The sequence below is a fragment of the Pseudofrankia inefficax genome (genome assembly GCF_000166135.1).
GTDB lineage: Bacteria > Actinomycetota > Actinomycetes > Frankiales > Frankiaceae > Pseudofrankia > Pseudofrankia inefficax.
The window spans coordinates 167349-193057 of the sequence record NC_014666.1 but is presented as its reverse complement, the minus strand read 5'-3'; the positions used below and the strand labels follow the sequence as shown (position 1 = coordinate 193057).

General features: G+C 72.7%; 17 protein-coding genes and 1 riboswitch. Of the genes, 8 read left to right on the top strand and 9 right to left on the bottom strand.

Annotation, left to right across the window (positions count from 1 at the left end):
* Window positions 1-282: 282 nt before the first annotated feature.
* A complete protein-coding gene (locus FRAEUI1C_RS00755; RefSeq protein WP_232425588.1) occupies window positions 283-1863 on the bottom strand; it encodes a hypothetical protein in 1581 nt (526 codons plus the stop codon).
* A 596-nt stretch (window positions 1864-2459) separates the two neighbouring features.
* On the opposite strand from FRAEUI1C_RS00755, the gene mptB reads away from it, so the two are divergent.
* Entirely contained in the window at window positions 2460-4283 is a 1824-nt protein-coding gene (gene mptB / locus FRAEUI1C_RS00750) for a polyprenol phosphomannose-dependent alpha 1,6 mannosyltransferase MptB (protein ID WP_013421358.1), read from the top strand.
* Here mptB and FRAEUI1C_RS00745 read toward each other — a convergent pair.
* Window positions 4201-5877, bottom strand: coding sequence for a DUF2029 domain-containing protein (locus FRAEUI1C_RS00745; RefSeq protein WP_013421357.1), 1677 nt, complete (start codon window positions 5875-5877; stop codon window positions 4201-4203). The genes mptB and FRAEUI1C_RS00745 overlap by 83 nt on opposite strands.
* A 309-nt stretch (window positions 5878-6186) precedes the next feature.
* On the opposite strand from FRAEUI1C_RS00745, the gene FRAEUI1C_RS00740 reads away from it, so the two are divergent.
* Window positions 6187-7440, top strand: a complete 1254-nt coding sequence (locus tag FRAEUI1C_RS00740; RefSeq protein ID WP_013421356.1) for a Glu/Leu/Phe/Val family dehydrogenase — start codon at window positions 6187-6189, stop codon at window positions 7438-7440.
* A gap of 51 nt (window positions 7441-7491) precedes the next feature.
* Here FRAEUI1C_RS00740 and FRAEUI1C_RS00735 read toward each other — a convergent pair whose 3' ends face one another.
* Window positions 7492-7863 carry an RNHCP domain-containing protein gene (locus tag FRAEUI1C_RS00735; RefSeq protein ID WP_041258641.1) on the bottom strand — a complete coding sequence of 124 codons (372 nt, stop codon included), beginning with the start codon at window positions 7861-7863 and terminating at the stop codon, window positions 7492-7494.
* A gap of 280 nt (window positions 7864-8143) precedes the next feature.
* Here FRAEUI1C_RS00735 and FRAEUI1C_RS00730 point away from each other — a divergent pair, with 280 nt between their 5' ends.
* The 4 genes from FRAEUI1C_RS00730 to otsB all read left to right on the top strand — a co-directional run bounded on the left by FRAEUI1C_RS00730 (window position 8144) and on the right by otsB (window position 11953).
* Window positions 8144-9376 (top strand): ABC transporter substrate-binding protein, encoded by a 1233-nt coding sequence (locus FRAEUI1C_RS00730; RefSeq protein ID WP_157734764.1) that lies wholly within the window; start codon window positions 8144-8146, stop codon window positions 9374-9376.
* A gap of 289 nt (window positions 9377-9665) precedes the next feature.
* Window positions 9666-10052 (top strand): DUF3263 domain-containing protein, encoded by a 387-nt coding sequence (locus tag FRAEUI1C_RS40650; RefSeq protein WP_013421353.1) that lies wholly within the window; start codon window positions 9666-9668, stop codon window positions 10050-10052.
* Window positions 10049-10681, top strand: a complete 633-nt coding sequence (locus FRAEUI1C_RS00720; protein WP_013421352.1) for a LytR C-terminal domain-containing protein — start codon at window positions 10049-10051, stop codon at window positions 10679-10681. Before FRAEUI1C_RS40650 ends, FRAEUI1C_RS00720 begins: the two co-directional genes overlap by 4 nt.
* 351 nt (window positions 10682-11032) lie before the next feature.
* Complete coding sequence (gene otsB, locus FRAEUI1C_RS00715; protein ID WP_013421351.1) at window positions 11033-11953, top strand: trehalose-phosphatase; 921 nt, start codon at window positions 11033-11035, stop codon at window positions 11951-11953.
* Between the two features lie 87 nt (window positions 11954-12040).
* Here the strand turns inward: otsB and FRAEUI1C_RS00710 are convergent, their stop codons facing one another.
* Window positions 12041-13753 (bottom strand): alpha,alpha-trehalose-phosphate synthase (UDP-forming), encoded by a 1713-nt coding sequence (locus tag FRAEUI1C_RS00710; protein WP_438270010.1) that lies wholly within the window; start codon window positions 13751-13753, stop codon window positions 12041-12043.
* 142 nt (window positions 13754-13895) lie between these two features.
* On the bottom strand, window positions 13896-14717 hold the full coding sequence (locus FRAEUI1C_RS00705) for an HAD hydrolase family protein (protein ID WP_013421349.1): 822 nt from the start codon (window positions 14715-14717) through the stop codon (window positions 13896-13898).
* Window positions 14718-14976: 259 nt separating this feature from the next.
* Window positions 14977-15038: riboswitch (SAM riboswitch) on the top strand.
* Window positions 15039-15282: 244 nt separating this feature from the next.
* Here FRAEUI1C_RS00705 and thrC point away from each other — a divergent pair.
* The gene (gene thrC, locus FRAEUI1C_RS00700) at window positions 15283-16566 is read left to right on the top strand and encodes a threonine synthase (RefSeq protein ID WP_013421348.1); all 1284 of its coding nucleotides are present in this window, start codon (window positions 15283-15285) and stop codon (window positions 16564-16566) included.
* 602 nt (window positions 16567-17168) lie between these two features.
* Window positions 17169-18788 carry a chaperonin GroEL gene (gene groL / locus FRAEUI1C_RS00695; protein WP_013421347.1) on the top strand — a complete coding sequence of 540 codons (1620 nt, stop codon included), beginning with the start codon at window positions 17169-17171 and terminating at the stop codon, window positions 18786-18788.
* Between the two features lie 468 nt (window positions 18789-19256).
* On the opposite strand, the gene FRAEUI1C_RS00690 is transcribed toward groL, so the two are convergent.
* From FRAEUI1C_RS00690 to FRAEUI1C_RS38855, 4 genes are all read right to left on the bottom strand, one after another.
* Entirely contained in the window at window positions 19257-19865 is a 609-nt protein-coding gene (locus FRAEUI1C_RS00690) for a Uma2 family endonuclease (protein ID WP_049806791.1), read from the bottom strand.
* A gap of 239 nt (window positions 19866-20104) precedes the next feature.
* Complete coding sequence (locus FRAEUI1C_RS00685; protein WP_013421345.1) at window positions 20105-21190, bottom strand: phospholipid scramblase-related protein; 1086 nt, start codon at window positions 21188-21190, stop codon at window positions 20105-20107.
* Between the two features lie 326 nt (window positions 21191-21516).
* On the bottom strand, window positions 21517-22914 hold the full coding sequence (locus FRAEUI1C_RS00680; protein WP_013421344.1) for a lipopolysaccharide biosynthesis protein: 1398 nt from the start codon (window positions 22912-22914) through the stop codon (window positions 21517-21519).
* Window positions 22911-25694 carry a glycosyltransferase gene (locus tag FRAEUI1C_RS38855; RefSeq protein WP_013421343.1) on the bottom strand — a complete coding sequence of 928 codons (2784 nt, stop codon included), beginning with the start codon at window positions 25692-25694 and terminating at the stop codon, window positions 22911-22913. Before FRAEUI1C_RS38855 ends, FRAEUI1C_RS00680 begins: the two co-directional genes overlap by 4 nt.
* Window positions 25695-25709 lie beyond the last annotated feature (15 nt).

Genomic DNA, 25709 nt, shown 5'->3' with positions numbered 1-25709 from the left:
CGAATGGCGAATTGTCGGAACGCCGACACGGTAGATCGGCGACACGGTAGATCGGCGACACCCCGGACCCCCGACACCTCCGCCCAGCCACGAGACAGACCTCCCGTCTGGCCAGATCATCCCGCGAGACGGCCGCGGGACGGGCCTGAAAGGCTATCTTCCACCCGAATCCCGCCCTCCTAGGCGCAACCCCGGGTTCCCAACCCGGTTTACGCCGTCGCGGCCACTCCCCGACCGCGTGGATGGCCCGTCAGGCGGGCCCGCGGGCCGCGCCGCGAGAGATCAGTGGACCCGTTGGTCGGTGGGACAGTCCAGCTCGCTGGCGTGAGTGAGGCCGTCGACCGACAGATGGGTTCCCAGGCGCACCGGGCCGGCCTCGCTCGCGAGGATCCCGGTCCAGTTGCCGGCTGCCTTGAAGACGCAGGCATTGCCCTCGGTGATCGACCAGAACGACGTGTAGTGCACCAGGACAGTGGCCAGGCCCGGTCTGTCGAAGTTGACCGCCATCGAGCTCACGCCCAGCTCGGTCAGCTGCGCCGGCCCCTGCACGAGGCCGGACGCGTCGGTCACGATCCAGATCTTCCAGTGCGCGTTGGACCAGCCGAGCTGCAGGTACGGCAGGCCGGACCGCAACAGCACCGCCTCCGCCTGGGCTGACGGGTCCAGCGGGACGTCCGGCAGCGCCACGTACGTGACTCCGCGCGCCAGCAGCCAGTCGTGGTAGGTCTTCGCGGTCAGCGTCCCGTCGTAGAACAGCGAGTTGTACTTGCTGTCCAGCTGACGCAGCCAGCCTCGGGCCATCGGTACCTTCGGCGCGACGTAGCGGGCCTCCCAGTGCGCCTGGGTGAACGGCACCTCCACCCGGCCGACCGGCACCGGGCCGCCCCGGTCCAGGTAGTCCAACATCCCGCTGTAGTAGCTGGAAGCCGCGGAAGGATCACCTTGGGTGGCAAGCGCGCCCTGGACCGGCCCGATCGACCAGCCGATCAGCGGCACCGCCACGATCAGCAGGATCTTCGGCCGTTTGGAGAGCAGCACGGCGGCCATCGGCCCGGCGAGCAGCGTCGCCGGCCGCGTGATGTTCCCGCCGACCGTCGTCGGCAGCAGGAAGAACACCGTGGCCGCCATGGCCCAGAGCAGCAGCCCGCGGCGCACCGCCCGCTCCCGGCGCGGCACCACCAGCAATCCCGCGACGATCAGGGTCAGCAACGACAGGTAGGTCAGCGCTGGAAAGGGCTGCGTGCCTTCCTCAGGGAAGATCAGCGAGACCAGGATCCCGCAGATCGCGCCGACCAGCGGCCAGATGCGCCGCCACGACAGGCTGCCGATGAGGGCGACGCCGACGAGCAGCACGAACGCGCCGGCCAGCGGCGAGGCGAGCGACGAGCAGACCGCGCCGATCAGCGCGACCCACCAGCGGCGTTCGCGCACCCCGACCACGGCCAGCGCGCCGAACGCCAGTCCGAGCGCGAACGGCCCGCGGCCGACGATGAGGTCGGCGACCGTGACGACGCCGAACCAGAGCACCGGAAGGTCGTGGCCACGCCGGGCGCGCGGCCCGCGCAGCAGCCGCGCCACCAGCACCGTCGAGGCCACGCAGGACAGCGCGGCCAGGAGCTGGGCGCCGAACAGCGCCCCGAGCGGCGGGAACAGGACGCTGTAGCCCGGGATGGTGTGCCCGCCGTACCACTGGTCGTCCCACAGCCGGGCGCCACCGTGCTCGAAGAGCCAGACGCGGTACTCCTGGGCCGGCGTGTCGGGGCCGGTGAGCCCGAGGCCCAGGGAGAGCGCGCACAGCGCGGCGGTCAGCAGCCAGGGCCGCGCCCGGACGAGCTGGCCAACCTGGACCGCGACCAGCCGCACGAGTCGCCAGCCACCGCCGGCACGCCCGGCGCGGCCGGCAGGCAGGGCCCGATCATCGGTTGGCCCGACGGTTTCGCCCACCCGCGTAGGGTCCTGGGGGGCGTGACCGGTTCCGGTCGGTGGGCCGGGGACGATCCCCTGGATCGGCGGGTCGGCCACGGCCTCGTCCGTGGGCGCGCCGGCCGTCCGGGGCAGCTCGATGGTCGAGGGACCGGTCGCGGCCGACGGCGCCGTGCCGACGAACGAGGAGGACGACGGGAGTGACCGACCCGGCTCATCGCCCAGAGCGGGACGGCTCGGCACCGGGACCACCTCCGTGGCCGCTACCTCCGCCGGATCCGCCGGAGCCCCGGGTGCCCGCGGCCCAGGCGGCGGATCACCCGGCCGTGGCACTGCCGACCCTGGCACAGCCCCCGGTCGCGGGCCAGTCGGCGATCCGGGCACGGCCAGAGGTCCTGCCACCCGGTGATACCTCCCAGACATCTCCGACTCGTCGCCCACGCAGGGGCGCCGGCCGGTTGGTCATGGGCGAAGCCCGTGCGGCCAGCGGTCTGCCGGGCGTCTCGCGGTCGACCCAACGGGCAGGTTCAGCGACGGTGTGGCTGGTCGTGGCGGGCCTGATCGCCGCCGTCGCCGCCGTCACCGCCGAAGGCCGGCTCGGCCCCCGTGATCCGCGCGCAACCGATCCGACATCCTGGTGGGGCATTCTTCCACCAGTCCCACCCACCAGCATCACACGGGGCACGCTCGCCGGGATCAGCGCGCTGTCCGTGATCGGGCTGTGCGTGTGCTGGCTGGTGCTGGTCCGGCTGGCGCTGACCGACCGGCTCCGGCCCAGGGAGGCCCTGGCCGCGACCGTCGCCTGGGCCGCCCCGTTCGCGTTCGGCCCGCCGCTTTTCAGCCGGGACGCCTACGCGTACGCCGCCCAGGGCGAGCTGGCCAGGCGCGGCATCGACCCCGCCACCCACGGCGTCGCGGCCCTGGCCGGTGACTCGCGCGGGGCCGCGTTCATGGCTGCCGTCGACCCACGCTGGCGCGACACCCACACCCCGTACGGCGGCGGCGCGGTCGCCGTCGAACGCCTCGCGGCGACGGTCGCCCAGCTGTTCGGCGCCGGCCCGACCGTCGCGCTGGTCACGCTGCGCATCCTCGCGGTCCTCGCCGTAGCGGCCCTGGTCGTCTGCACGTACCGCCTCGTGGCCGACCTGCCCGGCGCGGCCGGCGACCCGTCGTCCCGCGGGGAGGCGAGCGAGGACAGGTCGCCCGGCCGGGCGGTCGCCGTCGCGGTCGCGCTCGTCGGGGCCAACCCGGTCACCGTGATCCACCTGATTGGCGGCATGCACCTCGACGCCCTGGTCACCGCCGCGCTGGCCGGGGCTCTGCTGCTGGATCGGCGCCGGTCCGCGGCGCGGCCAGCGGACACCCCCGGTGCCGTCCCCGCGACCGGTTCGGGCGCTTTCGGGGGCGCTGTCTGCCTCGCCGGGCTCGGGGCGGTCGCGCTGGCCTGCTTCGCCGGCACCGTCAAGGCGACGGCCTTCCTTGGGCTGGTCTGGCTGCTCGTGGCCCAGGCCAGGGACGCCAGGGCCGCCGCCGGCCGGGGGGCGATGGCGCGCACCATCGTCGTCGACCTCACCGTGGCGCTGGCCGTGCTCGGGCTGAGCATGCTCGGCAGCGGCTTCGGCCTGACCTGGCTGCACGCGTTGAGCACCTCCGGCGCGCTGACCACGGGTGTCGCGCCGGCGTCGGTGCTGGCGAGCCTCATCGCGGCGCTCGCCCGCCTCGGCGGGGTGCACGCGTCGACCGGGAGCGGGTCGGTCCTGCTGACGGGCGCCCGCGCCGCGGCCCTCGCCGTCGCCGGGCTGGTCTGCGCCCGCCTGCTGTGGCTGGCCTGGCGGCGGCCGGCCCGCACGGCGCCGACCGCCGCCGCCGGGCGCGGGGACGGGGACACCGCGGTGCCAGCCGGGAACGCCGGCTACGACGGGCTTCTGGTGCTCGGGATCGGCGGCCTCGCGGTGGCGCTCGGCAGCCCCGTGCTCTACCCGTGGTACCTAGCGCCGACGCTGCCGATGCTGGGAGTTCTCGCCGCGGGCTGGCATCTCCAGCACCTGGCCGCCGGCTCGCCGGCCGCCGCGCTGATCCCGCGCCGACGCTGCCGCACCGTCGTCGGGGTGACCGTCGCCGGTTCGATCTGGCTGTGCGGGGCGACGCTGTCCCCGCTGGCGCAGACCTGGCGGCTGCTGGCTCCGGACGGGCCGGAGGGGGTGCTCCCGCTGGTGGTCACCGCCGTCGCCGGCGCCGCCCTGCTGATCACCGCGGCGACCATCGCCACCCGGACCGTCAGCTCGACGGATCGCTCGGGGCAGCCGCGTCGGTCCGCGCCCGGCCCCGAGGACGACGACCGGCAGGCCGCCACGCGATGACCAGGACCGCCCGCCAGCACGCCGCCAGCAGCAGCACGTTGCGCGCGACCAGCACCAGGCTGGTGACCGGCCGGCCCTCGATGATGTCGTTGTACCGCCACGGGTAGATCAGCTGGCTGATGGCGGCCACCGCGAGCAGCAGGGCCAGGGCGGCCCGCCGGTGCGCCTGGGCCGGGTCGGCGCCGAGATCACCGTCGGGCGGCTCGGTGGCGCCGAGGGCGGCGACGGCCGCGGCCACCGCCAGCACCCAGATCAGGTACTGCGGGCTGAGCACCCGTGAGGTGACCAGCAGGACCAGCAGCAGGGCCAGCAGCCGGTCCCCCACGGTCGCCGCCGGGCCTCGGGCCGGCGCGCGGCCTGGGACCGGCGCCGGGCGGGCAAGCCACCAGCGCACCGCCACGACGGCGACGACCGCGATCTCCACCAGCGAGCAGGCGGTCGCGACGGTGCGCGCGGCCGGGTCACCGAACTGCAGCGACCCGTACTCGTAGTGCGCGGTCTCGCCCACGCCGAACATCCGGATGACGACGAACACCGTCGCCGGTACGGCCTCCAACTGCAGGCCTCTGGCCCGCTGCGCGCCCAGGAAGCCGAACAGGTCCCCGCCGGCGCCGGCCCCCACCAGCAGCAGCCCGACCAGCAGCGCCGCGCCGACGGCTCCCGCGCCGGCCCGGACCAGTGGCCGGCTCCACAGCCGTCGCCAGATCGCCGGCCCGGCCGGCGCCTCGGCCGAGACCTGGGGGACGAGCGCGGCCCGGCCGAGCGCGATCAGCAGGAACGCCGGCCAGGCCTTGACCAGCGCTCCCACGGCCGCTGCGAAGCCCGCTCGGCCATAGCGCGGGCCTGAGATCCCGGCCCCGCCGCGCCTGGCGGGGACGAGCAGGAGCAGGCCGGCCACGGCGCAGGCCGCCGGAACCAGGTCGAAGCGGGCCAGCGTGACCGGCCCTAGCAGCGTGGTGCCCACCAGCCACACCCGCGCCCCCGGTCCCGGGAGGGCTGGAGCGGGGGTCGCCGTGGGCAGCCGGGAGCCCGGCGACCCGGCGGGCAGGCCACCCACGTCGGGTCCGCGCACCCGCGCCAGGGCCGTGGTGACACCGGCGTCGACGGCCAGCATGAGAAGCGGAAATCCGACCCGGTACGGCAGCAGGACGAGCGCGTGCGCCAGCGCCGGGACCGCGAACACCAGCACCGCCCCCGGCGGGTACTGCCATTTCTGGTCGCCGACCGGCAGGCCGTGGCCGTGGATGAACGCCGTTCCCCAGCCGTCATAGAGCCGGACGTCGCCGAGCACGCCCTGCTGGGCGCCGAGCGGATGGCCGGCCCACACCAGCGCGAGCAGCAGCAGCCGGGTGACCGCCCAGAATCCCCAGAGCCGGGTGGCCGACCAGGGCGCCCGCCAGCGCGTCACGGCCCGGCCGAGCCGGCCGGTGCCCGGCCGCCCGTCGGCCCCGGAACGGCCTTCGGCGAGGTGGGCCGGCCGAGCGCCCGTGGCCTGTGCGTGGTCCGCCGTGGACCCGCCGTCGTCACCGGCCGGCCCGCGCTGATGCGCCGCGCCGGACCCGGGATCCGGCCCAATGACGGGCGCGGCGGCCATCCTCGTTGTCGTTCGAAGACGCAGGGCCAAGTCCCTTACGGTCCGCGCGTTGTCTCGGCGAGGCGATTCGGACCGCATAACGCGGACCGTACCGGCCGACCACGTCGGGCCGCGTGGAGGGGACCGGTCACTGCGGGTACCGTGCGTGACCTAGTGCATCAACGGCGATGCGCTCGCGGGGACGGGACGTCGCCCGGCGGGTGGACCGCCCGGCCCCACGTGGCCCTGCTCCGACAGGCGCCAGCACCGCCGGGTGGCCCTCGCGGCGGGCCCGCGGACCCGTGGCCCGTGGGCCACATAGGAGGGCCAGTGAGCCTCGGGTCATCACCCTGGGACACCGCGTGCGTCCAGCTGGCGGACGCGGCTCGTCACCTCGGTCTCGACGAGGGAATGCACGACCTGCTGCGGATGCCGCGGCGGTCGGTGACCGTGAGCGTCCCGCTGCGGCGCGACGACGGACAGCTGCTGGTACTGACCGGGTACCGCGTGCAGCACAACCTGGCGCGCGGGCCAGCCAAGGGCGGCATCCGCTTCCATCCGTCCACCGACCTCGACGAGGTCAAGGCGCTCGCGATGTGGATGACCTGGAAGTGCGCGCTGATGGGCATCCCGTACGGCGGCGCAAAGGGCGGCATCGCCGTGGAGCCGAAGATGCTCTCCGACCAGGAGCGCGAGCGGATGACCAGGCGCTACGCCGCGGAGCTGGTCCCGCTCATCGGCCCGGAGAAGGACATCCCGGCGCCGGACGTGGGCACCGACGAGCAGACCATGGCCTGGATCATGGACACCTACTCGGCGCACACCGGCCACACCAGCCACGGGGTGGTCACCGGAAAGCCGCTGTCGGTCGGCGGCTCGGCCGGCCGGGCCGGCGCGACGAGCCGGGGCGTCCAGCTGGCGATGTTCGCCGCGCTGCGCGAGCGCGGCCTCGACCCGGCCGACGTCTCCGTCGCCATCCAGGGCTTCGGCAAGGTGGGGGCGCTCGCCGCGCAGTACCTGCACGACGCAGGCTGCCGGGTGGTCGCCGTGTCGGACGTGAAGGGCGGCGTCTACAACCCCCGGGGCCTGAACCCCACCGCGCTGATCCGCCACCTGGCCCGGGGCGCCGACACCGTCGTCGGCTTTCCCGGGACCGACACCCTGAGTAATTCCGAGCTGCTGGAGCTGGACGTCGACGTGCTGGTCCCGGCCGCGCTCGAGGGCGTGATCACGGCCGAGAACGCCGGCCGGGTCCGGGCCAGGATGATCGTCGAGGGTGCCAACGGCCCGGTGGCGGCCGAGGCGGACCCGATCCTCGCCGAGAAGGGCGTGGTCGTCGTTCCCGACATCCTCGCCAACGGCGGCGGCGTCGCGGTCTCCTACTTCGAATGGGTCCAGGACCTGCAGGCCTACTTCTGGACCGAGGATCAGGTGAACGAGCGGCTGGCCGAGTTGATGGAACGCGCCTACGCGCAGGTATCCAGGCTCGCCGCCGAACGCGGGCTGACGCTGCGGGCGGCGGCGCACGTCATCGGGGTGGGCCGGGTCGCCGAGGCACACCGGACCCGCGGCCTGTACCCGTGACGGCCACCGGCTGACCGGCCGGGAAACCGGCTCACCCAGCGATACCGACGGTCAACGCCGCCGGCGCCGCGTTCTGGCGCCGGCGGCGTTCGCCTGCGCGATGCCGCCCGCGACGGCGGCGTCGGCCGCCTCGGCGGCGACCCGCAGCAGAGCCGCCTCGTCATCGGCCGGCGCGGTGCGGTTGCGCCGCCGGTGCCCACAGCTCTCGCAGACGTGGGTGAGAACCACGTCGTGCGCGCGGGCCTCGATCGCGACCGGGCGCATCAGCCCGCCGCAGCCGGCCGCCCGGTCACCCGGCGCGACGTCGACATGCCGTGACCACAGGCAGCGCGGGCAGTGGTTCGTGTACCCGTCGCCGCGCACCGCCGTACCGCAGACGAGGCAGGAGAAGTCCTCGGTCGTGCGGGTGAACTGACGGGCCACCACGTCACGGTAACGCGACGCCCAGACCCACTGTGGATCACGTCGTGAGCGGCGGCGAGGCCGGTCCAGGCCCGAGCGCCGGCCAGCGCCGATGCCGCCCGACCGTTTAATCGAGTCCATTCATCAATACCGGCGCACCAAAATCGCCGCACTGCAACCAGTCGGACATCTGGCGATTCATAACACAACGGGTTATTGTCGCGCAAATCCGACCAGGAGGTGAACAGTGCCCGCACTGCGCCCGTCGCGAGTTTCCGCCGCTGCTGCCCGGTCGCGTCGCATGGTTTTGGTCGCCGCGGCCGCCGCCCTGGCGACCGCCGCGACGGCCTGCGGCGCGACGACAAAACCCGGAGGCAGCGGCAGCGCCTGCGACTCGCCTGGATTTACCTCGAACACCGTCAAGATCGGCTACTTATATCCGGACACCGGGCCGTTCGCTCAGGCGCTGCTCGCCACGCGGTCCGGATTCATCGCCAGAGTCGAGCAGCAGAACGCCGCCGGCGGGGTGCACGGCCGTAAGATCATCACCGCGACCGGTGATGATCAGGGCGACAACGGCACGAACCTGCAGGCCGCCCGCCAGCTCGTCGACGTCGGCCAGGTCTTCGGCATCGTGGAGGGAACCGTCGCGGCCTCCGGCGGCGCCGACTTCCTGCGCCAACGCGACGTGCCCGTGGTCGGCCTGCCGGCCGAGAGCATCTGGGCCGACCACCGGTACCCGAACATGTTCGCCCACGCCTACGTCTACGCCGGCGCCGACGCCGGCTCCGTGGACACGTTCGGCCAGTTCGTGAAGGCCCAGGGCGGCACGAAGGTCGCGGTCATCGGCACCGACGTCTCGGCGGCCTCCAACCAGCTCGACGGGGAGATCGTGGACAGCCTGCGGGCCGTCGGCGTCGAGATCTCCACCCAGACGTTCATCTACAACGCGGTACACACCGACCCGATCGCGCTCGGCCGCCAGCTGATGGCGGCCGGCGTGGACACGGCCGTCGGTTCGCTGTCCGCCCAGGACTTCAGCCACATCATGATGGGCGCGAAGACAGCCGGCGCGAACATCAGGATCTATCTGTCGGCCAGCGGGTACGACCACAGCGTTCTCGCCCAGGACGGCCGCCAGCTCGCCGGCCTTTATACCTGGTTGAACTATCTGCCGTTCGAGGCGAACACTCCGGCGGACCAGGCGTTTTTCAAGGCGATGAGCGACTACGCGCCCGAGCTCCAGCCGCCGGACCAGGAGCTCGCGCTCATCGAGTACATCCTCACCGACATGTTCATCACGGGCCTCGAACGGGCGCCGGCCTGCCCGACCCGCGCCGACTTCATCTCGACGATGCGGAACCTGACCGGCTACACCGCTGACGGCCTGCTGCCCGGCGCGGTCGACTTCAAGAACTGGGGCCGGCTGAGCCTGTGCTACACGTTCGTCCGGGTCAACGACGCGGGCAACGGCTACGACATTGTCAAAGACCCGGCCGGCAAGCCGGAGTGGTGCGGCAACGCCATTCGGTGAGCCGTCACGAGCCGGCCGCTGCCGACGCGGCCGGCCCGGTGGCCCCTGCGCGCTTTTTGGCCCGGGCCTGGGCGCGAGCTCCGCCCGGCCGCGCGTGCCCCGACGGCCGAATCCCGGCTGGCTGGACGCTTCCGGCCCAGGGCCCACGGGTGGGGGCGGTCTGGAGTGTCGGACCCGTGGGGTGAAATAGTGGACGTCAAAGCACATAGCTGTGGTTCGCGGATATCGGTCGGCTGGCCCCCCGCCCGTCGGTGCCGGTCGCCGTCGGGCCAGCCGAGGGGGTGACGCCGTGGACGACGCGCAGCAGCAGGAGTCGACGGCCCCCCAGGCGGCCCAGCCTGCTGAAGCGTCCCCGCCGGCTGGCGCTGGAGGGCTGTCGGACCGAGATGCCCGGGTGCTGCGGTTCGAGCGGCGGACCTGGCGCTACCCGGCGGCCAAGGACGAGGCCATCCGCACGGAGTTCGGCCTCTCCCCGGCGCGCTACTACCAGTTGCTGAACGCGCTGATCGAGTCCCCGGCCGCGCTGGCCGCCGAACCCGTGTTGGTCGGTCGGCTCTCGCGGCTGCGGGCCGCGCGCCGCCAGGGCTGGTCCCCGGCGGCGAGCGTCACCGCGGGCTCGGGCCGCGCTCCGTCCGGTGCCGACGTCGTCGAGCCCTACCCGACGGACCCGACATGAGCGGGCCCGGCTCCACCACCACCGCGGCCCGCTCCGCCGCCGCGCCGCCGCCGCGCCGCCCGACCGGCAACAGCCGGCTGCGGGCCTTGGGCGCCGCGCTGATCGCCGTGCTTGCCGTGGGCGTCGGCATTCTGCTGGTCAACCTGCTGCACAACCCGAAGTCGGGGGCACAGCCACCCACCGCGAGCCGCGCCTCGACCGCCGCTCCGGTCACGTCCGCGACGCCCCGGGCCACGGCGAGCGCCCACCCGACCAGCGCGACGTCGTCGGCCCGGCCCAGCGCGTCCTCGCCACGCCCGACCACCCAGCCGCCGGCCGGCTCGGGCGCCGTGGCCCCGGTCGTGATCCTCAACGACTCCAAGATCGAGGGTCTCGCCGACGCCGCCAGCGGCCCGGTCAAGGACGCGGGCTTCACGGTCGACCGGGTCGGGGGCTACATCAGCACCTACAACGTGCCGGTCACCACCGTCTTCTACGAGGACGACCTCAAGGCCGCGGCCCAGAACCTCCAGCAGCGGGTCTCCGGCATCGTCAAGATCGAGCCGATCGCCGGCACCGACATCAAGCTCTACGAACCGGGCAAGCTGATCCTCGTCGTCACCCGCGACTTCCCCACTCCGGCCCCGTAGCGTCCCTCCGGTGGGTCTTGGCCGCCCAGCCGGGCGGATCACCATCCTCGCGCCAGTGATCGCCATTTGAGCCCTGAAATGGTCGCGAGAATGCCCTGATCACGACCGCCTCCCGGCCAGAGCGGCGATCAGGATCGCGCGACGCGGATAATCGCGGCGCATGACTCGACGCGGGCCTCGCCAGGTGGCTCGGCGCGGGGCCCGGGATGCGCCCGCTCGGGGTGGGGTGTGGGTCGGCCGCGACGCACCGTCAGCGGAGGGCGTCGCGGCGCGGTCCGGTGGGCGTCGGATCCGGAGCCACCGGCACACTGGACCTATGGACGCCTGCCTGTTGGCCGCCGAGGCCGCGTCGTGACGACCAGCCCTGCCCCCGCCCCGCGAATCCCACCCGCCTCCGCGCCGACCGTCGGCGCGCCCACCGAACCGCCCGATTCAGCCCCCACGCCGGGGTTCGGCCTGCCGGGCGGCGCCGCCCTCGCGGCGCTGATCACGGCGCCCGGGCACGCCCTCGTCGCGTTGGACTACGACGGGACGCTCGCGCCGATCATGCCCAGGCCGATGGACGCCGCGCCCGCTCCGGGCGCGGTCGACGCGCTGCGCGCGCTCGCCAGCCGGGTCGGGACACTCGCGATCATCACCGGCCGGCCGGTGGACGCGCTGCTGGAGCTGACCGGTCTCCCGACCGCCGGCGCGGGCGAGGACGGGTTGGCGAACCTGACCATCCTCGGCCAGTACGGGCTGCAACGCTGGGAGGGCGCGACCGGCGACACGGTCAGCCCGGAGCCGCTGCCCGGTGTCGCCGCGGTGCGGGCCCGGCTGCCCGAGGTGCTGCGCGACGCCCCGCCCGGCGTCACGGTCGAGGACAAGGGCCAGGCCCTGGTGATCCACGTCCGGCGCGCCGCCGACCCCGACGCGGCGCTCGGCGCGCTGGCTCCCGCGCTGCGCCGCCTCGCCGAGGAGCACGGCCTGGAGGCGGCGCCCGGCAAGAAGGTCCTGGAGCTGCGCCCGCCGGACCACGACAAGGGCCGGGCCCTGCGCGAGCTGGTCGACGAGCGCTCCGCCCGGTCGGTGCTGATGGCCGGCGACGACCTCGGCGACCTGCCCGCCTTCGACGCCGTCGAGGCCCTGCGGTCCACCGGCATCGCCGGCCTCACGGTCTGCAGCGACGGCCCCGAGGTTCCCACGGCCCTACGGGAGCGCGCGGACCTGGTCGTCGACGGCCCGGCCGGCATCGTCGCCCTGCTCCAGGTTCTCGCCGCCCGCATCGGCTGACCGGGCCGACAGCTACGGGGCCAGCCTCCGACGGGCATCCCCCGGCGGGCGACCAAGGACGGACCGGTCGCCCGCCGGGCGGGATCGTCAGCCGCGCAGCACGACCTCGGCCGGAGGGGCGGGCAGCGCGGCGAGCTGCTCGCGAAACCAGTCGCCGGGTGGCAGCCGGGCGGCCAGCGCGGCGATCCGGTCGGCGCGCCGGCGGCGCTCGGCTGGCGGCATCCGCAGGGCCGCGTCCATCGCCTCGGCGGTCTCCGTGACGTCGTACGGGTTGACGACCAGCGCGTCCGCGCCCAGCTCGGCGTAGGCCCCGGCCTCCCGGGACAGGATCAGGGCCACGTCCCGGTCGGAGACCGTCGGGCCCTCCTTGGCGATCAGGTTCATCCCGTCGCGGATCGGGTTGACCACCAGCACGTCGGCCAGCGTCAGCGCGGCCAGCGAGCGCGGGTAGTCGTCCGTGACCTCCAGGCGCAGCGGCAGCCAGCCGTCGGTGGCGAACTCGTCCTCGATCTCGGTGGCGATCCGCTGCACCGCGGCGGTGTACTCCCGGTACTCGGGCAGGTCGTGCCGGGACGGGTAGGCGCAGACCAGGTGCATGACCCGGCCGCACCAGTCCGGATGGTTGCGCAACAGCTCCCGGTAGGCGTCCAGGCCACGAACGATGTTCTTCGACAGCTCGGTGCGGTCGACGCGGACGATCAGACGCCGGTCGCCGACCTCCTCGCGCAGCTCGGCGGCGCGCGCCGCCACGTCCTTCGCCGCGGCCCGCGCCCGCAGCGCCGGGGCGTCGACCCCGAGCGGGTGGACGCCGATCCGGACCCGGTGACCGGGCTGGCCCGGGTCGACAACGGGCGGAGGCCGCTCGTCAAAGACCTGGCCGAGCGCCGGCCCGCCGATCAGCGCTGCCGGCGGGGCCATCGGCCCCGGGGCGGGCGCGAGATCGAGACCGCCGTCCAGCACGCAGGTCTCGACACCGTCGATCTCGACCTCGTCGCCGAGCAGGACGCGGGCGCAGTCCCGGAACGCGGTCGCCCAGCGGGCGGTGAGGAAGCCGAGCCGGTCGGCCCCGAGCATGCCGCCGATCACGGCCCGGGACACCCGGTCCGGCAGGATCCGGAAGTAGTCCGGCGGCGCCCACGGGGTGTGGGTGAAGTGCGAGATCCGCAGGTCGGGGCGCAGCTTGCGCAGCAGGCCCGGGACCAGCGTCAGGTGATAGTCCTGGATCAGGACGGCCGCGCCGTGGGCCGCGTCGAGGGCCAGCGCGTCGGCGAACATCGCGTTGTAGGCCTCGTAGGCCTCCCAGTCGCGCCAGAACGCGGCCCCGAAGCTCGGCTCGCTGGCCGGGGCGAACAGCAGGTGCAGCACGAACCACAGCGTGCGGTTGGCGACCCCGTTGTAGGCCCGGTCGAAGACGACCCGGTCCACGTCGAGCATCCGGATCGCGGCGCCGCCGGTGTCGAAACCGGCCCGATCGAGCCGGCCGTCCGGTGCCACCCGCACCGCCCGCCGGTCCGCGTCCGACAGCGCCGCGCACACCCAGACGATGCCGGACGGCGGATCTTCGGGGTCGGTCTCACCGCCCTCGGCGGCGTCGCCCTGCCCGGCCGCGGCCGCCGCCGCGTCCCGGATCACCTCCTGCATCCCGCTCACCAGGCCGCCGCTGCCCCGCCGGGCCAGCAGCGCGCCGGAATCGGAAAGGGAGAACGCGACCGGGCCTCGGTTCGAGGCGACCAGCACCCGTGCGGTGCCGGCGGCCGCCGGATCGGGCCCCGCCAGCACGGCTCGGGTCAGGTTTGGCACACACGGCAGAGTAGACCTGTTGACCGCGTCACATGACCAGGTCGGCGCCGATCGGCCGCGCAAAAATCCGGCCGCGGTCGCCGACCGAAAGTTGCCGGTGCACCGCCGCGGGCAACATCCAGACCACGGCCCCGGCGGCCCGTCAGGACGTGGCCGCCAGCGGAGCCCGACCGGCCACGGCAGCGCGGATGGCGCTGGCCCAGCCGAGGGTGACCGCCTCCTTCTCGACCACGACGTTGTCGTAGGAGGTGAGCAGGGTGGGGATGTCCGGGTGCCGCAGGGCGTTGGCGACCAGGTGCATCCGGCCGACGAAACGGGCCATCGTCAGGTCGCTCGCCGAGTCGCCGATCGCGATCGCGTCCGCCGGGTCGATGCCGCGCCGCCTGAGGTCCCAGGCGACGGCCTCGCCCTTGCCCACCCCTTCGGGCACCAGGTGGTAGACGTGCGGGTTCACGCCCAGGCCCGGCATGAGGTGCGGAGCGATCAGCCCGTTGTCACGCATCGAGAGCCAGTCGAAGCCGGCGTCGCGCAGCCAGGCGTCGGCGGTCGCCACGTCGACCTTGCCACGCAGCATCACGTCCAGCTCGCGGCCCGTGTGCCACGGGGTGTGCAGTTCGAGCCGGCCGGGGTTGGCCGCGATCAGCTCGTGCAGCAGCTCCTCGGGCACCTGGGTGTAGCTCTCCGGCATCGCGCCGCGCAGGATCTCGCTGCTGCGGCCGTGGTCCCAGCCGACGATCGCGCCGAGCTCGCCGATGAAGCCGTCGGCCCCGAAGATCGCCGCCGCCTCGACGAGCTGCGGTCTGGTCCGGCCGCTGACCAGCACGAGCGTCAGGCCGGCGGCATGCAGGTCGACGAGCGCCTGCGCCGCCTCGAGGGTGTGGGATCCGTCCTCGGCGACGAAGAACGAGCCTTTCGGGCCGACCATGGTTCCGTCGAGATCGGTGTAGACGGCACGGATGCTCACGCGCGTGGCTCCTCCTGGCAGCCGGTTGCCGCGCGATCAGCTCATCCGCCGCGCGGTGTCCGGCCTGGTCCCTGCAACGTCCGGCAACCCCGAGTCTTTCCGAAGTCGGGTCCCGGGGGACTCCATCATCGGGTCCTGAGCCACCCCGGCCGCCGCCCGGACGTGCAGTGGGACGCAAGCCGCATCACACCCTGTGCGCCCAAAAGGACGATGCGCGGGGGGTGGCGGCGGTCTACAGTACGGACACACAACTGAACATGGCTCATCCAGAGGGGCAGAGGGAACGGCCCAGTGAAGCCCCGGCAACCGAGCGGATGAGCCTGCTCGCTGATCCCTTCGGGGATCAGCTTCGCCACAGCCGCGATGCCTGCCCGGGGGGCGACCCCCGGACCGCCGGTGTCGCGCTTCGCGCGACCAAGGTGGTTCTGACCGAGCCGGTCAGCCGATCACCTGATGGGCGCGGCCCAGTCTTGTTGGGGGTGGTCCACGGCAGGCTCCCCGCGGCAGGTGCCAATTCCGACCCGAGGTGCCACCGCCGGCCCCGGGAAAGATGAGGAGATCAGCGATGACTCTTGCGCCCGAGCGCGCCGCCCAGTCGGGCTCCACGACCGATGACGCGAACCCCGCGGTCTCGCTTTCCTGTCGCCACTGTGGCGCGACCTACCCGCTCGGCCCGCAACACGTCTGCTTCGAGTGTTTCGCGCCGCTGGAGATCGCCTACGACGAGGACCGGCTGCGCCGGGTGACCCGCGCGTCCATCGAGGCCGGTCCGCAGAACCTGTGGCGCTACGTCGGCCTGCTGCCCGCCGGCCACGACCCGGCCCGTCGGGTATCCCTCGGCGCCGGCTTCACCCCGCTGCGTCCGGCGCCGCGGCTGGCCGCCGAGCTGGGCATGAAGACCCTCTGGGTCAAGGATGACAGCGCGAACCCGACGCACTCGTTCAAGGACAGGGTCGTCTCCGTCGCGCTGTCCGCCGCCCGTGACCTGGGCTTCACCACCGTCGCCTGTGCGTCCACCGGCAACCTCGCGCATTCGGTCGCCGCGCACGCCGCCCACACGGGCCTGCGGTCGATCGTCCTGGTCCCGCACGACCTGGAGGACGGCAAGACCGTCTCGACCGCCGTCTACGGCGGCACCCTTGTCGCGATCAAGGGCAACTACGACGACGTGAACAAGCTGTGCAGCCAACTGGCCGACGAGTACGAGTGGGCGTTCGTCAACGTCAACGTCCGCCCGTTCTACGCCGAGGGCTCGAAGACGCTCGGCTACGAGGTCGCCGAGCAGCTCGGCTGGCGGCTGCCCGCGCAGGTGGTCATCCCGATCGCGTCCGGCTCGCTGCTGACCAAGGTCGACAAGGCGTTCCGCGAACTGGGCAAGCTCGGCCTGGTCGAGCCGACGCCGTACAAGGTCTTCGGCGCCCAGGCCGCCGGCTGCAACCCGGTCGCGGCGGCCTTCGAGCGCGGCGTCGACACGGTCTCCCCCGTCCGCCCGTCGACGATCGCCAAGTCGCTCTCGATCGGCAACCCGGCCGACGGCCCCTACGCGCTCGACGTCGCCCGCCGCACCGGCGGCGCGATCACCGACGTCACCGACGACGAGATCATCGAGGGCATGCGCCTGCTCGCCCGCACCGAGGGCATCTTCGGCGAGACCGCCGGCGGCGTGACCGTCGCGAACCTGCGCCGCCAGCTGCGCGAGGGCCTGCTCGACCCCGACGCCGAGACCGTCATCTACAACACCGGCGACGGCCTGAAGACCCTCGACCCCCTGGTCGGCATCGCCGGCCCCACCGCGACGATCCCCCCGACCTTGTCCGCCTTCGAGGCCGCGGGGCTGGGCGACGACTGAAGGCACCACCGCCGCTTCTGCCCTGCTGGCGTGAGCGCGTCGCTCCGGCGGCCTCGTGGCCGCCGCACGTCTCAGGGCAGAAGCAGCGATCCACTACCGGCCAGGCGAACACGCCAGTCGACGTGATCGCCGTTTTGGCCCTCTAGCGGTCATTACCCCGGCCTGGTCACAACCACCAGAGAGCTAACTCACGATCACGGCCCCTCGACGCCAGCGCCAGCTGGTAGGACGGTCTCGGGGCTCGCCTGCACGGGGAGCGAGCTTGCACTCACCGGGGTCGAGTGCTAAACAGGGGACTGGCACTCAGGTAAGCTGAGTGCCAGCAGGCTGAAACGACGAGGTCACGATCAGGGACGCCTTGCTCGTTGCCCCAGGGCAACTTCGCAGGGTTCCCGCGTCATGCTGGCCCAGGGGGGAGACCCCCTGGAACGCCCGGTGCACTCGCTTGCACGAGCGCCGGGAGTTCCCCAGGAATGCCTGGGAGGTCTGTGCGCTCGCTTCCGCGGGTGCTCGTGCGCGGGTCGTGGCGTGATCGTCCGTCGCGGGCGTCGTTGTGGCCAGGCCATCACACTGCCATATCCCTGTGGGAGGACTCCGACACCATGCCGAAGATCATTGCCTTCGATGAGGAGGCGCGGCGCGGCCTGGAGCGCGGCATGAACCAGCTGGCCGACGCCGTCAAGGTCACGCTTGGTCCGAAGGGCCGCAACGTCGTTCTGGAGAAGAAGTGGGGCGTACCCACGATCACCAACGACGGTGTCTCCATCGCCAAGGAGATCGAGCTCGAGGACCCGTACGAGAAGATCGGTGCCGAGCTCGTCAAGGAAGTCGCCAAGAAGACCAACGACGTCGCGGGTGACGGCACCACCACCGCGACGATCCTGGCCCAGGCGCTGGTCCGCGAGGGGCTGCGCAACGTGGCCGCCGGCGCGAACCCGCTCGGCCTGAAGAAGGGCATCGAGCTCGCGGTCGAGAGCGTCTCCGAGGAGCTCTCGAAGCAGGCCAAGGAGATCGAGACCAAGGAGCAGATCGCCTCCACGGCGTCGATCTCCGCGGGCGACCCGGCCATCGGCGCGCTGATCGCCGAGGCGCTCGACAAGGTCGGCAAGGAAGGCGTCGTCACCGTCGAGGAGAGCAACACCTTCGGCCTGGAGCTTGAGCTCACCGAGGGCATGCGCTTCGACAAGGGCTACATCTCGCCGTACTTCGTCACGGACGCCGACCGTCAGGAGGCCGTCCTCGACGACCCGTACATCCTGATCGTCAACTCCAAGATCTCGGCCGTCAAGGACCTGCTCCCGCTGCTGGAGAAGGTCATGCAGGCCAGCAAGCCGCTGGTCATCATCTCCGAGGACGTCGAGGGCGAGGCCCTCGCCACCCTGGTCGTCAACAAGATCCGTGGCACCTTCAAGTCCGTCGCCGTCAAGGCCCCGGGCTTCGGTGACCGTCGCAAGGCCATGCTCGGCGACATCGCGATCCTGACCGGTGGCCAGGTCATCTCCGAGGACGTCGGCCTCAAGCTGGAGTCGACCTCGATCGACCTGCTGGGCAAGGCTCGCAAGGTCGTCGTCACCAAGGACGAGACGACGATCGTCGAGGGCGCCGGCGACGCGGACCAGATCACCGGCCGTGTCTCGCAGATCCGCAACGAGATCGACAAGTCCGACTCGGACTACGACCGCGAGAAGCTCCAGGAGCGCCTCGCCAAGCTCGCCGGCGGCGTCGCCGTCGTCAAGGTGGGCGCGGCGACCGAGGTCGAGCTCAAGGAGAAGAAGCACCGCATCGAGGACGCCGTCTCCAACGCGAAGGCGGCCGTCGAAGAGGGCATCGTCGCCGGCGGTGGCGTGGCCCTGCTTCAGGCCTCGGTCAGCGCGTTCGACAAGCTCGACCTGACCGGCGACGAGGCCACCGGGGCGAACATCGTCCGGCTCGCGCTCGAGGCGCCGATCAAGCAGATCGCGTTCAACAGCGGTCTCGAGGGCGGCGTCGTGGTCGACAAGGTGCGCAACCTGCCGATCGGCCACGGCCTGAACGCGGCCACGGGCGAGTACGTCGACATGCTGGCCACCGGCATCATCGACCCGGCGAAGGTCACCCGCTCGGCGCTGCAGAACGCCGCGTCGATCGCCGGCCTCTTCCTCACCACCGAGGCCGTCATCGCCGACAAGCCCGAGAAGAACCCGGCCCCGGCCATGCCGGGCGGCGGGGACATGGACTTCTAGTAGGGGTCAACCCTGCTCAGTGTCCTTCGGGCACTTTCGCCGGGGCCTACCTAGAAGATGCCTGTCCGGGGGGATGACCCCCCGGACCCCCCACATGTCGCGCTTCGCGCGACGGAGGGTCAGGGCCTTCCGCCTGAGGCGTGAAGGTTCGGGGCCAGCCGGCCTGCGGGTTGGGGTCGGCTGGGTGGGCGCTTTGGAGGGCCGGGCGTAGAAGTTCGTCGCACGTCAGGAGGGGCGGTCCCGATTCGGGGCCGCCCCTTCGTGCTGTTCGGGGGCCTTCGGGGGCCTTGAGGTCTGCGGGCGAGCCCTACGCGGTGGCGGGTCTCGCCCGCAGTCGAACGCCGCCCGTCGCCTTGATCTCTGTTTCGGCCCTCTGGTGGTTATGAAACAGACGTGGTTACGACCACTGGAGGGCCGAAACGGCGATCACGGGGACGCCGGAACGGGCGAGCCTTGCCGAAGGCGGCGCTAGTCGCCTGGATCCACAAGGTCGGCCGGGATGAACGTGACCGGGAACGGACGGGTGACGCTGAGCGGGGTGGCCTCGCTGGCCTGGCCGGCGCGCACGTAGCCACCGTCGACCAGGTCGTAGATCTCGATGGTCACGGTGCGCCCCGCCGGATCCGGATCGACCAGCCAGCAGGACGGAATCCCGCGGTCACGGTAGAGGTCGAGCTTCAGCGTGCGGTTGTAGCGGCGGGTGTGCTCGTCGGCCACCTCGATGACCAGGAACGGCGGCTCGGTGATCCGGGCCGGTGTCGTGGCGGCTGGCGACGGTGTCGCGCTCGGGTCGGCGTCGGCGGGTGGCCCGGTCGGGGTGGGCACGGGGCCGACCACCAGATCCGGGATCACCAACGTCCGGGCGGAGATCTCGACGCGCAGGCCGTGCGGGAAGACGTGCGCCCCGGAGGGCGCGGCCGCGGTGAGCAGCTCGGCCAGCCGTTGGGTCACCCGGGTGCGCAGCGGGGTGGGCCACGGGCGTAGCACGCACAGCCCGTCGAGCAGCTCCACCCGACCGTCGTCCGCGTCGATCGCGTCCAGCGCGGCTACCGTGACCGGCGGCGCGGGCAGCGCCACCGTCGGGAGTCGCCGGCGCGAGGGCTGCGTGACTGCCCCGGCCGGAGGAGGCGCGAAAAGGTTCTTCTTTCGCGCCTCCGGAGGTCCTGATGTCGGAGTCACCCGGCCATCCTGCCCGCCACCCAGCGTTATGTCTAAGAACTTGTTGACGAACTGCGCCGTGGCGGCCGTTGTCGGGATTCGCAGCTAGCGCCAGGGCGAGCGAGCCGGGAGCGGGGCGGGCCTGCCGCCCCGCCGGCTCAGTTCCAGCCTCGCGAGTCCTGCTTCAGCGCGGTGTCGACGGTCAGCGCCGAGGCGATGACCAGGCTGAGCAGCGGATCCGGCAGCTGGAAGTGCAGCTGGACGACGTAGTTGTCGGCCGTCGTGAACATCGTCTTGAGCAGGCCCTCCCAGGTCTTGGTGATCCGGGCGACCTCGACCTCGGCGTGGTCGACGATCGAGAAGTTCCAGGCCCGCCAGTTCTCTGCCTTGATCAGGCCGATCTGCTGACCGCCGACCATCAGGCCGAACCGGATCTTCCCAATCGCGTTCTGCTGGACGATCTGGCCGATCTCCGACCCGTCCGGCCGGGTGACGACGACCTTCGACTTGACCAGCTTCGCCGGCCTGGTGAGCACCAGCATGACGTTGCCCGCCGGGTCGCGGACCTCCAGCTTGTGCGTCATGTACTGGTCGAGCGAGGTGAGCACCCGGGCGACCTTCTTCGCGGTGCTCTGCCCGACCTCGACCACCGAGCCGATCTGCCGGCCCCCCTGGTCGAAGATCGCGTACTGGTTCGTGACCTCGATGAACTGGGTCTTCTGGTTCACCACCAGCACCGGCTCGGTGAAGATCGTGCCGCCGCCCGGCCCGCTCGGCGCGACGCCGGCCCGCTGCTGGACCTGCTCCTGGATCTTGTCCGGGGTGAACCCGGTGTGCACCGGGGCAGGCGGGAAGTTGCCCTGCGCCGTTCCCCAGCCCGGTGCGCCCGGCTGGCCCGGTGCGCCCGGATGACCCTGCGGGCCCGGATGACCTTGCGGCCCCTGCTGCCATCCCGGACCCTGCGGCCCCGGCCCGGGCGGGAAACCGCCCGGCTGCTGCTGGGGCGGCGCGCCTGCCGGCTGGAATGCCCCCTGCGGCTGGGGCGGCTTCTGATACAACACCGGCGCCGCGGGCTGCTGCGGCGCCGGCGCCGGCGTCGGCTGCTGCTGCGGCACGGGCGCGGCCGGCGGCTGAGTCGGCGGAGCCTGGGTGTGCCCGGTCCACTGAACGCCGTCCCACCACCTGGTACCCGGCGCCCCGGACGGGTCCGGGTACCAACCCGGCACGGGGGAGTTCTGCGACATACATTCACCTTTCCACTGGCCACGTGGCAAGGCCATGCCACCCACGCGATTCGGCGCACCCATCACATCAGGTGGCAACCCGATTGGCCCAATCCCGGGTCCGTCGGCCCGGTAACGCCGATCATCCGGCTACTGCCCCAGCTGAGTTTCGCCTCGCCCCGAGGCCAGCAAGATCGCCGTTTTGGCCCTCGCATGGCTGTAACAGGAGCGCTTTTATGACCGCGGGAGGGCCGAAACGGCGATCAAGCCAGCGGGCGGACCTGGCCGGGACGACAGGGGCTTGATCGAGGCAGGGCTTGACCGGGGCTGGGGCTACCGGGCAGCGGCTACCGGGATCGTCGCTGGATCGGCGTGAGGCGCATGGTGGTCTCGATGTTCGCCTCGATCGCCGCCGGGCGTCGTAGTCCGGGCGGCGTGTCGACCCGCTCGGACCGCTCCTCGCGGCGTTCGGCGACGAGTACGCCGAGAGCGACGACGCTCTGCGCCACCGACCAGGCGATGCCGACGCCGACCAGGCCCCACCAGCGCCCGAGGATCAGGGCGCCGATCGGGACCATCACCGCGATGGCGCCGTGAATCCCGATCAGGGGAGCCAGCCGGCGCCGGGCCAGCGCGGCGCACAGCGCAAGGCTGTTCACGGCCCGGCCGAGGGAGCCGATCAGGAGGAGCTGGAGCACGGTCGTCGAGCCGTGCCGGTAGGCGCCGCCGAAGATCGTGGTGATGATGGGCGCCGCCAGGATCCCGACGACGACCAGGCCTCCCATGCCGGCCAGGGTGCGCTTGCGCAGGGTCCGGTGGATCGGCCGCACGTCGGCGCCGGGCTGCGCGCCCTCGACCGTCATCGAGAACCCGAGAATCATCGGGAACTGGTCGAGCGCCTGGATGAGCATCCAGGCGATGCCGAACTCGGCGCCTTTCTCGGTGCCGAGGCCGGCGACGATGAACACCGGCAGCAGGGTCACCGCCAGCTGCTCGAAGATGAGCGCCAGCGTCGTGCCGGCCAGGAAGCGCCGGTAGCCCTCCAGCTGCGGCGCCTCGGTCAGGGCGGCCGGCTCGGCGCCCGGGTCCCGCTTGTTCAGCAGCTTGCCGAACACGATCGAGGAGACGACGACCGTGGCGATGGCGGCCGGCACGACCCAGGCGGACAGCAGCATCAACGCCGTCGTGCCGGAGCCCATGGCTACCAGCACCACGAACTTGGTGAGGCTGTAGGTGGTGTTCTCCAGAGGCAGCCAGATCGCCTTGCGCAGCGAGGTGACCACCAGGTCCTGCAACGAGAAGATCGCCCAGACCGTGACCGAGAGGGTGAAGCCGATCGCCGCGCCGACCGGCGCCAGCACGTGGAACGAGTGGTCGAAACGCGGCGCCGCCACGGCGAAGGCGCCACCGAGCACCACGCTGATGAGCACGGCCATGCCGTAGGACCGAAGGACCAGAGCCCGCTGGTGCTCGCCCGCACCGGGCAGGTAGGCGGAGAGGGCTCCGCCCAGGCTCATCTGGCTCAGCGTCGCGAGCGCCATCAGCGCCGAGACGAGGGCCGTTCCGACGCCGACCGCCGCCGTGCTGGACTCGCGGGCCGCGATGACCCAGAAACCAGCGCCCAGCAGCGCCGACAACACGCTGTTGGCGACGCCGGCCAGGCCGTTGCGGTAAAGCATGCTCATCTTGCGCCGGGGCTGCTCGGCCCCGGCGACGGCCGCCGCCTCGTCCGTGACGCTGGTCATTGCTGTGCTCCTCGTGCGGACGCTCGTGCGCTTCGTCGCCTCGCCTGTAGGTACAGCACAGGCCCAGCGAGCATCCCGGCCATTTCCCTGGTCCGCAACCGACGCATGATCTCGGGCTTCGGAGCCGTGGGAATCTCGCGGGTACGGCTGCCCAACTGCCTCGCGTGCCGCACCCCGCCGGGAATGCCGGCGACGACGCGCCGGCAGGTGGCCGGGTCCACCAGGTACTTGACGATGTAGGCGGTCAGCCCGGAGCCGTAGCCGAACATCTGCCGGCTCAGCTCGGTCAGGTCGGAGCGGTGGCTGTGCCAGACGAGGGCGGCCGGCTCGTAGGCGAGCGCGTGGCCGTCGAGCAGGATCCGGACGAAGATGTCGAGGTCCTCGCCGCCCCTGGTCTTGGTACCGGCGCCGAGCGCGGTGTCGAAGCCGCCGAGCGCCCGGACCGTCTCGGTGCGCAGGGCGAGGTTGGCGCCCGTCCCGAAGACGCCCGCCGTGAAGGGGTGCAGCGGGCCGGGCGCGTTCGCCGGGTCCATGTCGTAGACGCGGGGCGCACAGCTGGTCGACCAGGAGACCTTGGCGTCGAAGTACTGCTCGATGTCGGTCGCCAGGTCGGCCGAGCCGACCAGCCCGGTGACGCAGGCGACGTCGTCGCGCCGGGCGAAGCCGCGGGCGATCCCCAACAGCCAGTCGGCGTCCACCCGAACGTCATCGTCGGTGTAGGCGATGATCTCGCCGCTGGCCTCCGCCAGGCCCCGGTTACGCGCGCTGGAGAGGCCGGGCACCGGCTCCACCACGTACCGGAAGCGTTCGTCGGTGCCGACCGCGGCGGTGAAGGCCACCCGGGTGCCGTCGTCCGTCGGCGCGTTGTCGACGACGACGACCTCGAAGTTCTCGTACCGCAGGCCGAGCAGCCCGTCGAGGCACGCGGTCAGCAGCCCCGGCCGGTTCCGGGTGCAGACGACGACGCTGATCCGCGGTGCCGCGCCCGCCAGGCGCCGGCACGGGCGGTGCGGGGCGCCGGACCGGACCGCCTTGACGACGACGCCGGGATCGGGCGCGGCCGGCAGGGTGACGCCGTCGTCGGCCAGATGTTGGCGAATCGGCCCGCCCAGGGTCTCCACGGCGAGGGACACCGCCTGCGTGACGTCGACGGCAACGGGCCCGTCGCCGTCAGCCGCGAGGGGCAGTTCGACGTAGCCGACCGGTTCGCCGTGCACCCGGACCAGCAGGCGGGCTCGCCCGTAGGCACCGTCGTGCTCCCCCGCCGGCAGCCGGACCCTCGGCCCGGCCAGCTCCAGCTCGCCGCAGATCAGCCCGGTCGGGCTGCCGGCACTCGGTTCGGCCGTCTCGGGCAGCGCGGCCGCGCCGAGCAGATCCGGGGCGACGACCGTCGTCGCGGGGCGGCTGCCGCCGAGCCCCGCCGAACGCCGTCGCGACTTGGCGTAGAGCGCGGGCCCGGCCGCGTAGCCGGCGAGCTCCCAGGCGAGCAGCCGGCGCTGCAGCGCGTCGTCGCTGCCGGCCGCGCCCTGGCTGTCGGTGCTGATCTTGCGCATCTCCCACAGCCCTCGCGGGACGCGGGCCATCAGGCGGCGGGCGATGGTCGGATCGGTGAGGTGCTTGGTGAGGTAGGCCGCCATCCCGCTGCCATAGGCGAACATCTGGCGGTTCAACTCGTCCACGCTGCTGCGGTGGGTGTGCCAGACGAGCGAGGCGGGCTCGTAGTAGATGGCGTATCCCGCGAGGAGCACCCGCAGGAAGATGTCCAGGTCCTCGCCGCCCGCCGCCGCCGTTCCCGCGCCCAGCGCCGTGTCGAACTCGCCGATCGACGCCAGCGCCGTCCGGCGGAACGCGATGTTGGCGCCGGCGCCGAAGATGCCGGCCGAGAACGGGTACACCGGGCTCGGCTCGCGGTGGTCGACCAGGTCGTAGCGCCGGGCGGCGCAGCTCGCTGACCAGTTGAGCCGCGAGTCGAAGTAGCGTTCCGCCACCTCGGTCAGGGACGCGGTCGCCACCAGACCGGTCACGCAGCCGATGTCGTCGGCCTGTGCGAAGCCGCGCAGGATGCCGGCGATCCACGCCTCGTCGACGGCGACGTCGTCGTCGGTGAAGGCGATGATCTCACCGCGCGCCTCGGCGACACCTCGGTTGCGCGCCCAGGACAGCCCGGGCCGCTCCTCCCGCACGTACCGGAAGTGCGGGAGATCGGCGACGGCGGAGGTGAACGCGACCTTGGTCGACTCGTCGGACGGGGCGTTGTCGACGATGACGATCTCGATGTTCGGGTGCCGCAGGCGCCGCAGCCGGTCCAGGCAGACGAGCAGGGTCTCCGGCCGGTTGCGGGTGCAGACGACGACGGTCACCGCCGGCTGCACCGGCACGGCGGCGGCCGAGCGCCGGCGCGTCGCGCGTGGGGTGGCGAGCGAGCAGCGGGCGGTCGCGGCCGGCGCTGGCGAGAGATCGGCGTCCTCCAGCCCTTCGGCCGCCAGGTGTCCGCGGATGCTCGGGCCGAACTGGTCCACGGCCTGGCGCAGCACCTCGGCGGCGTCCAGCCGACCCTCGGCGAGCGGGAGCTGGACGTAGCCGACGGGGTCGCCGTGGACCCGGATCAGGACCCGGGCGTCCTCGAAGAGCCGGCCGTCCGCGGTACGCGGCAGCGACGGCAGGTCGGGCGAGGAGAGCTCGACCTCGCCGCACCAGGTGGACTCCGGCCTAACCGTGTCGGTCGTCTGGCCGGGTACGGCCGCGGCCTGCTCGGAGCCATCCAAGGTCGGTCTGGTCATGCGCTTCTCTCTACG

Excerpts from the sequence above, each read along its gene's own strand:
- FRAEUI1C_RS38855 (WP_013421343.1), bottom strand. The coding sequence starts at position 25,694 with ATGACCAGACCGACCTTGGATGGCTCCGAGCAGGCCGCGGCCGTACCC.
- thrC (WP_013421348.1), top strand. The coding sequence starts at position 15,283 with ATGACTCTTGCGCCCGAGCGCGCCGCCCAGTCGGGCTCCACGACCGAT.
- FRAEUI1C_RS00730 (WP_157734764.1), top strand. The coding sequence starts at position 8,144 with ATGGTTTTGGTCGCCGCGGCCGCCGCCCTGGCGACCGCCGCGACGGCC.
- FRAEUI1C_RS00720 (WP_013421352.1), top strand. The coding sequence starts at position 10,049 with ATGAGCGGGCCCGGCTCCACCACCACCGCGGCCCGCTCCGCCGCCGCG.
- FRAEUI1C_RS00685 (WP_013421345.1), bottom strand. The coding sequence starts at position 21,190 with ATGTCGCAGAACTCCCCCGTGCCGGGTTGGTACCCGGACCCGTCCGGG.
- groL (WP_013421347.1), top strand. The coding sequence starts at position 17,169 with ATGCCGAAGATCATTGCCTTCGATGAGGAGGCGCGGCGCGGCCTGGAG.
- FRAEUI1C_RS00745 (WP_013421357.1), bottom strand. The coding sequence starts at position 5,877 with ATGGCCGCCGCGCCCGTCATTGGGCCGGATCCCGGGTCCGGCGCGGCG.
- FRAEUI1C_RS00680 (WP_013421344.1), bottom strand. The coding sequence starts at position 22,914 with ATGACCAGCGTCACGGACGAGGCGGCGGCCGTCGCCGGGGCCGAGCAG.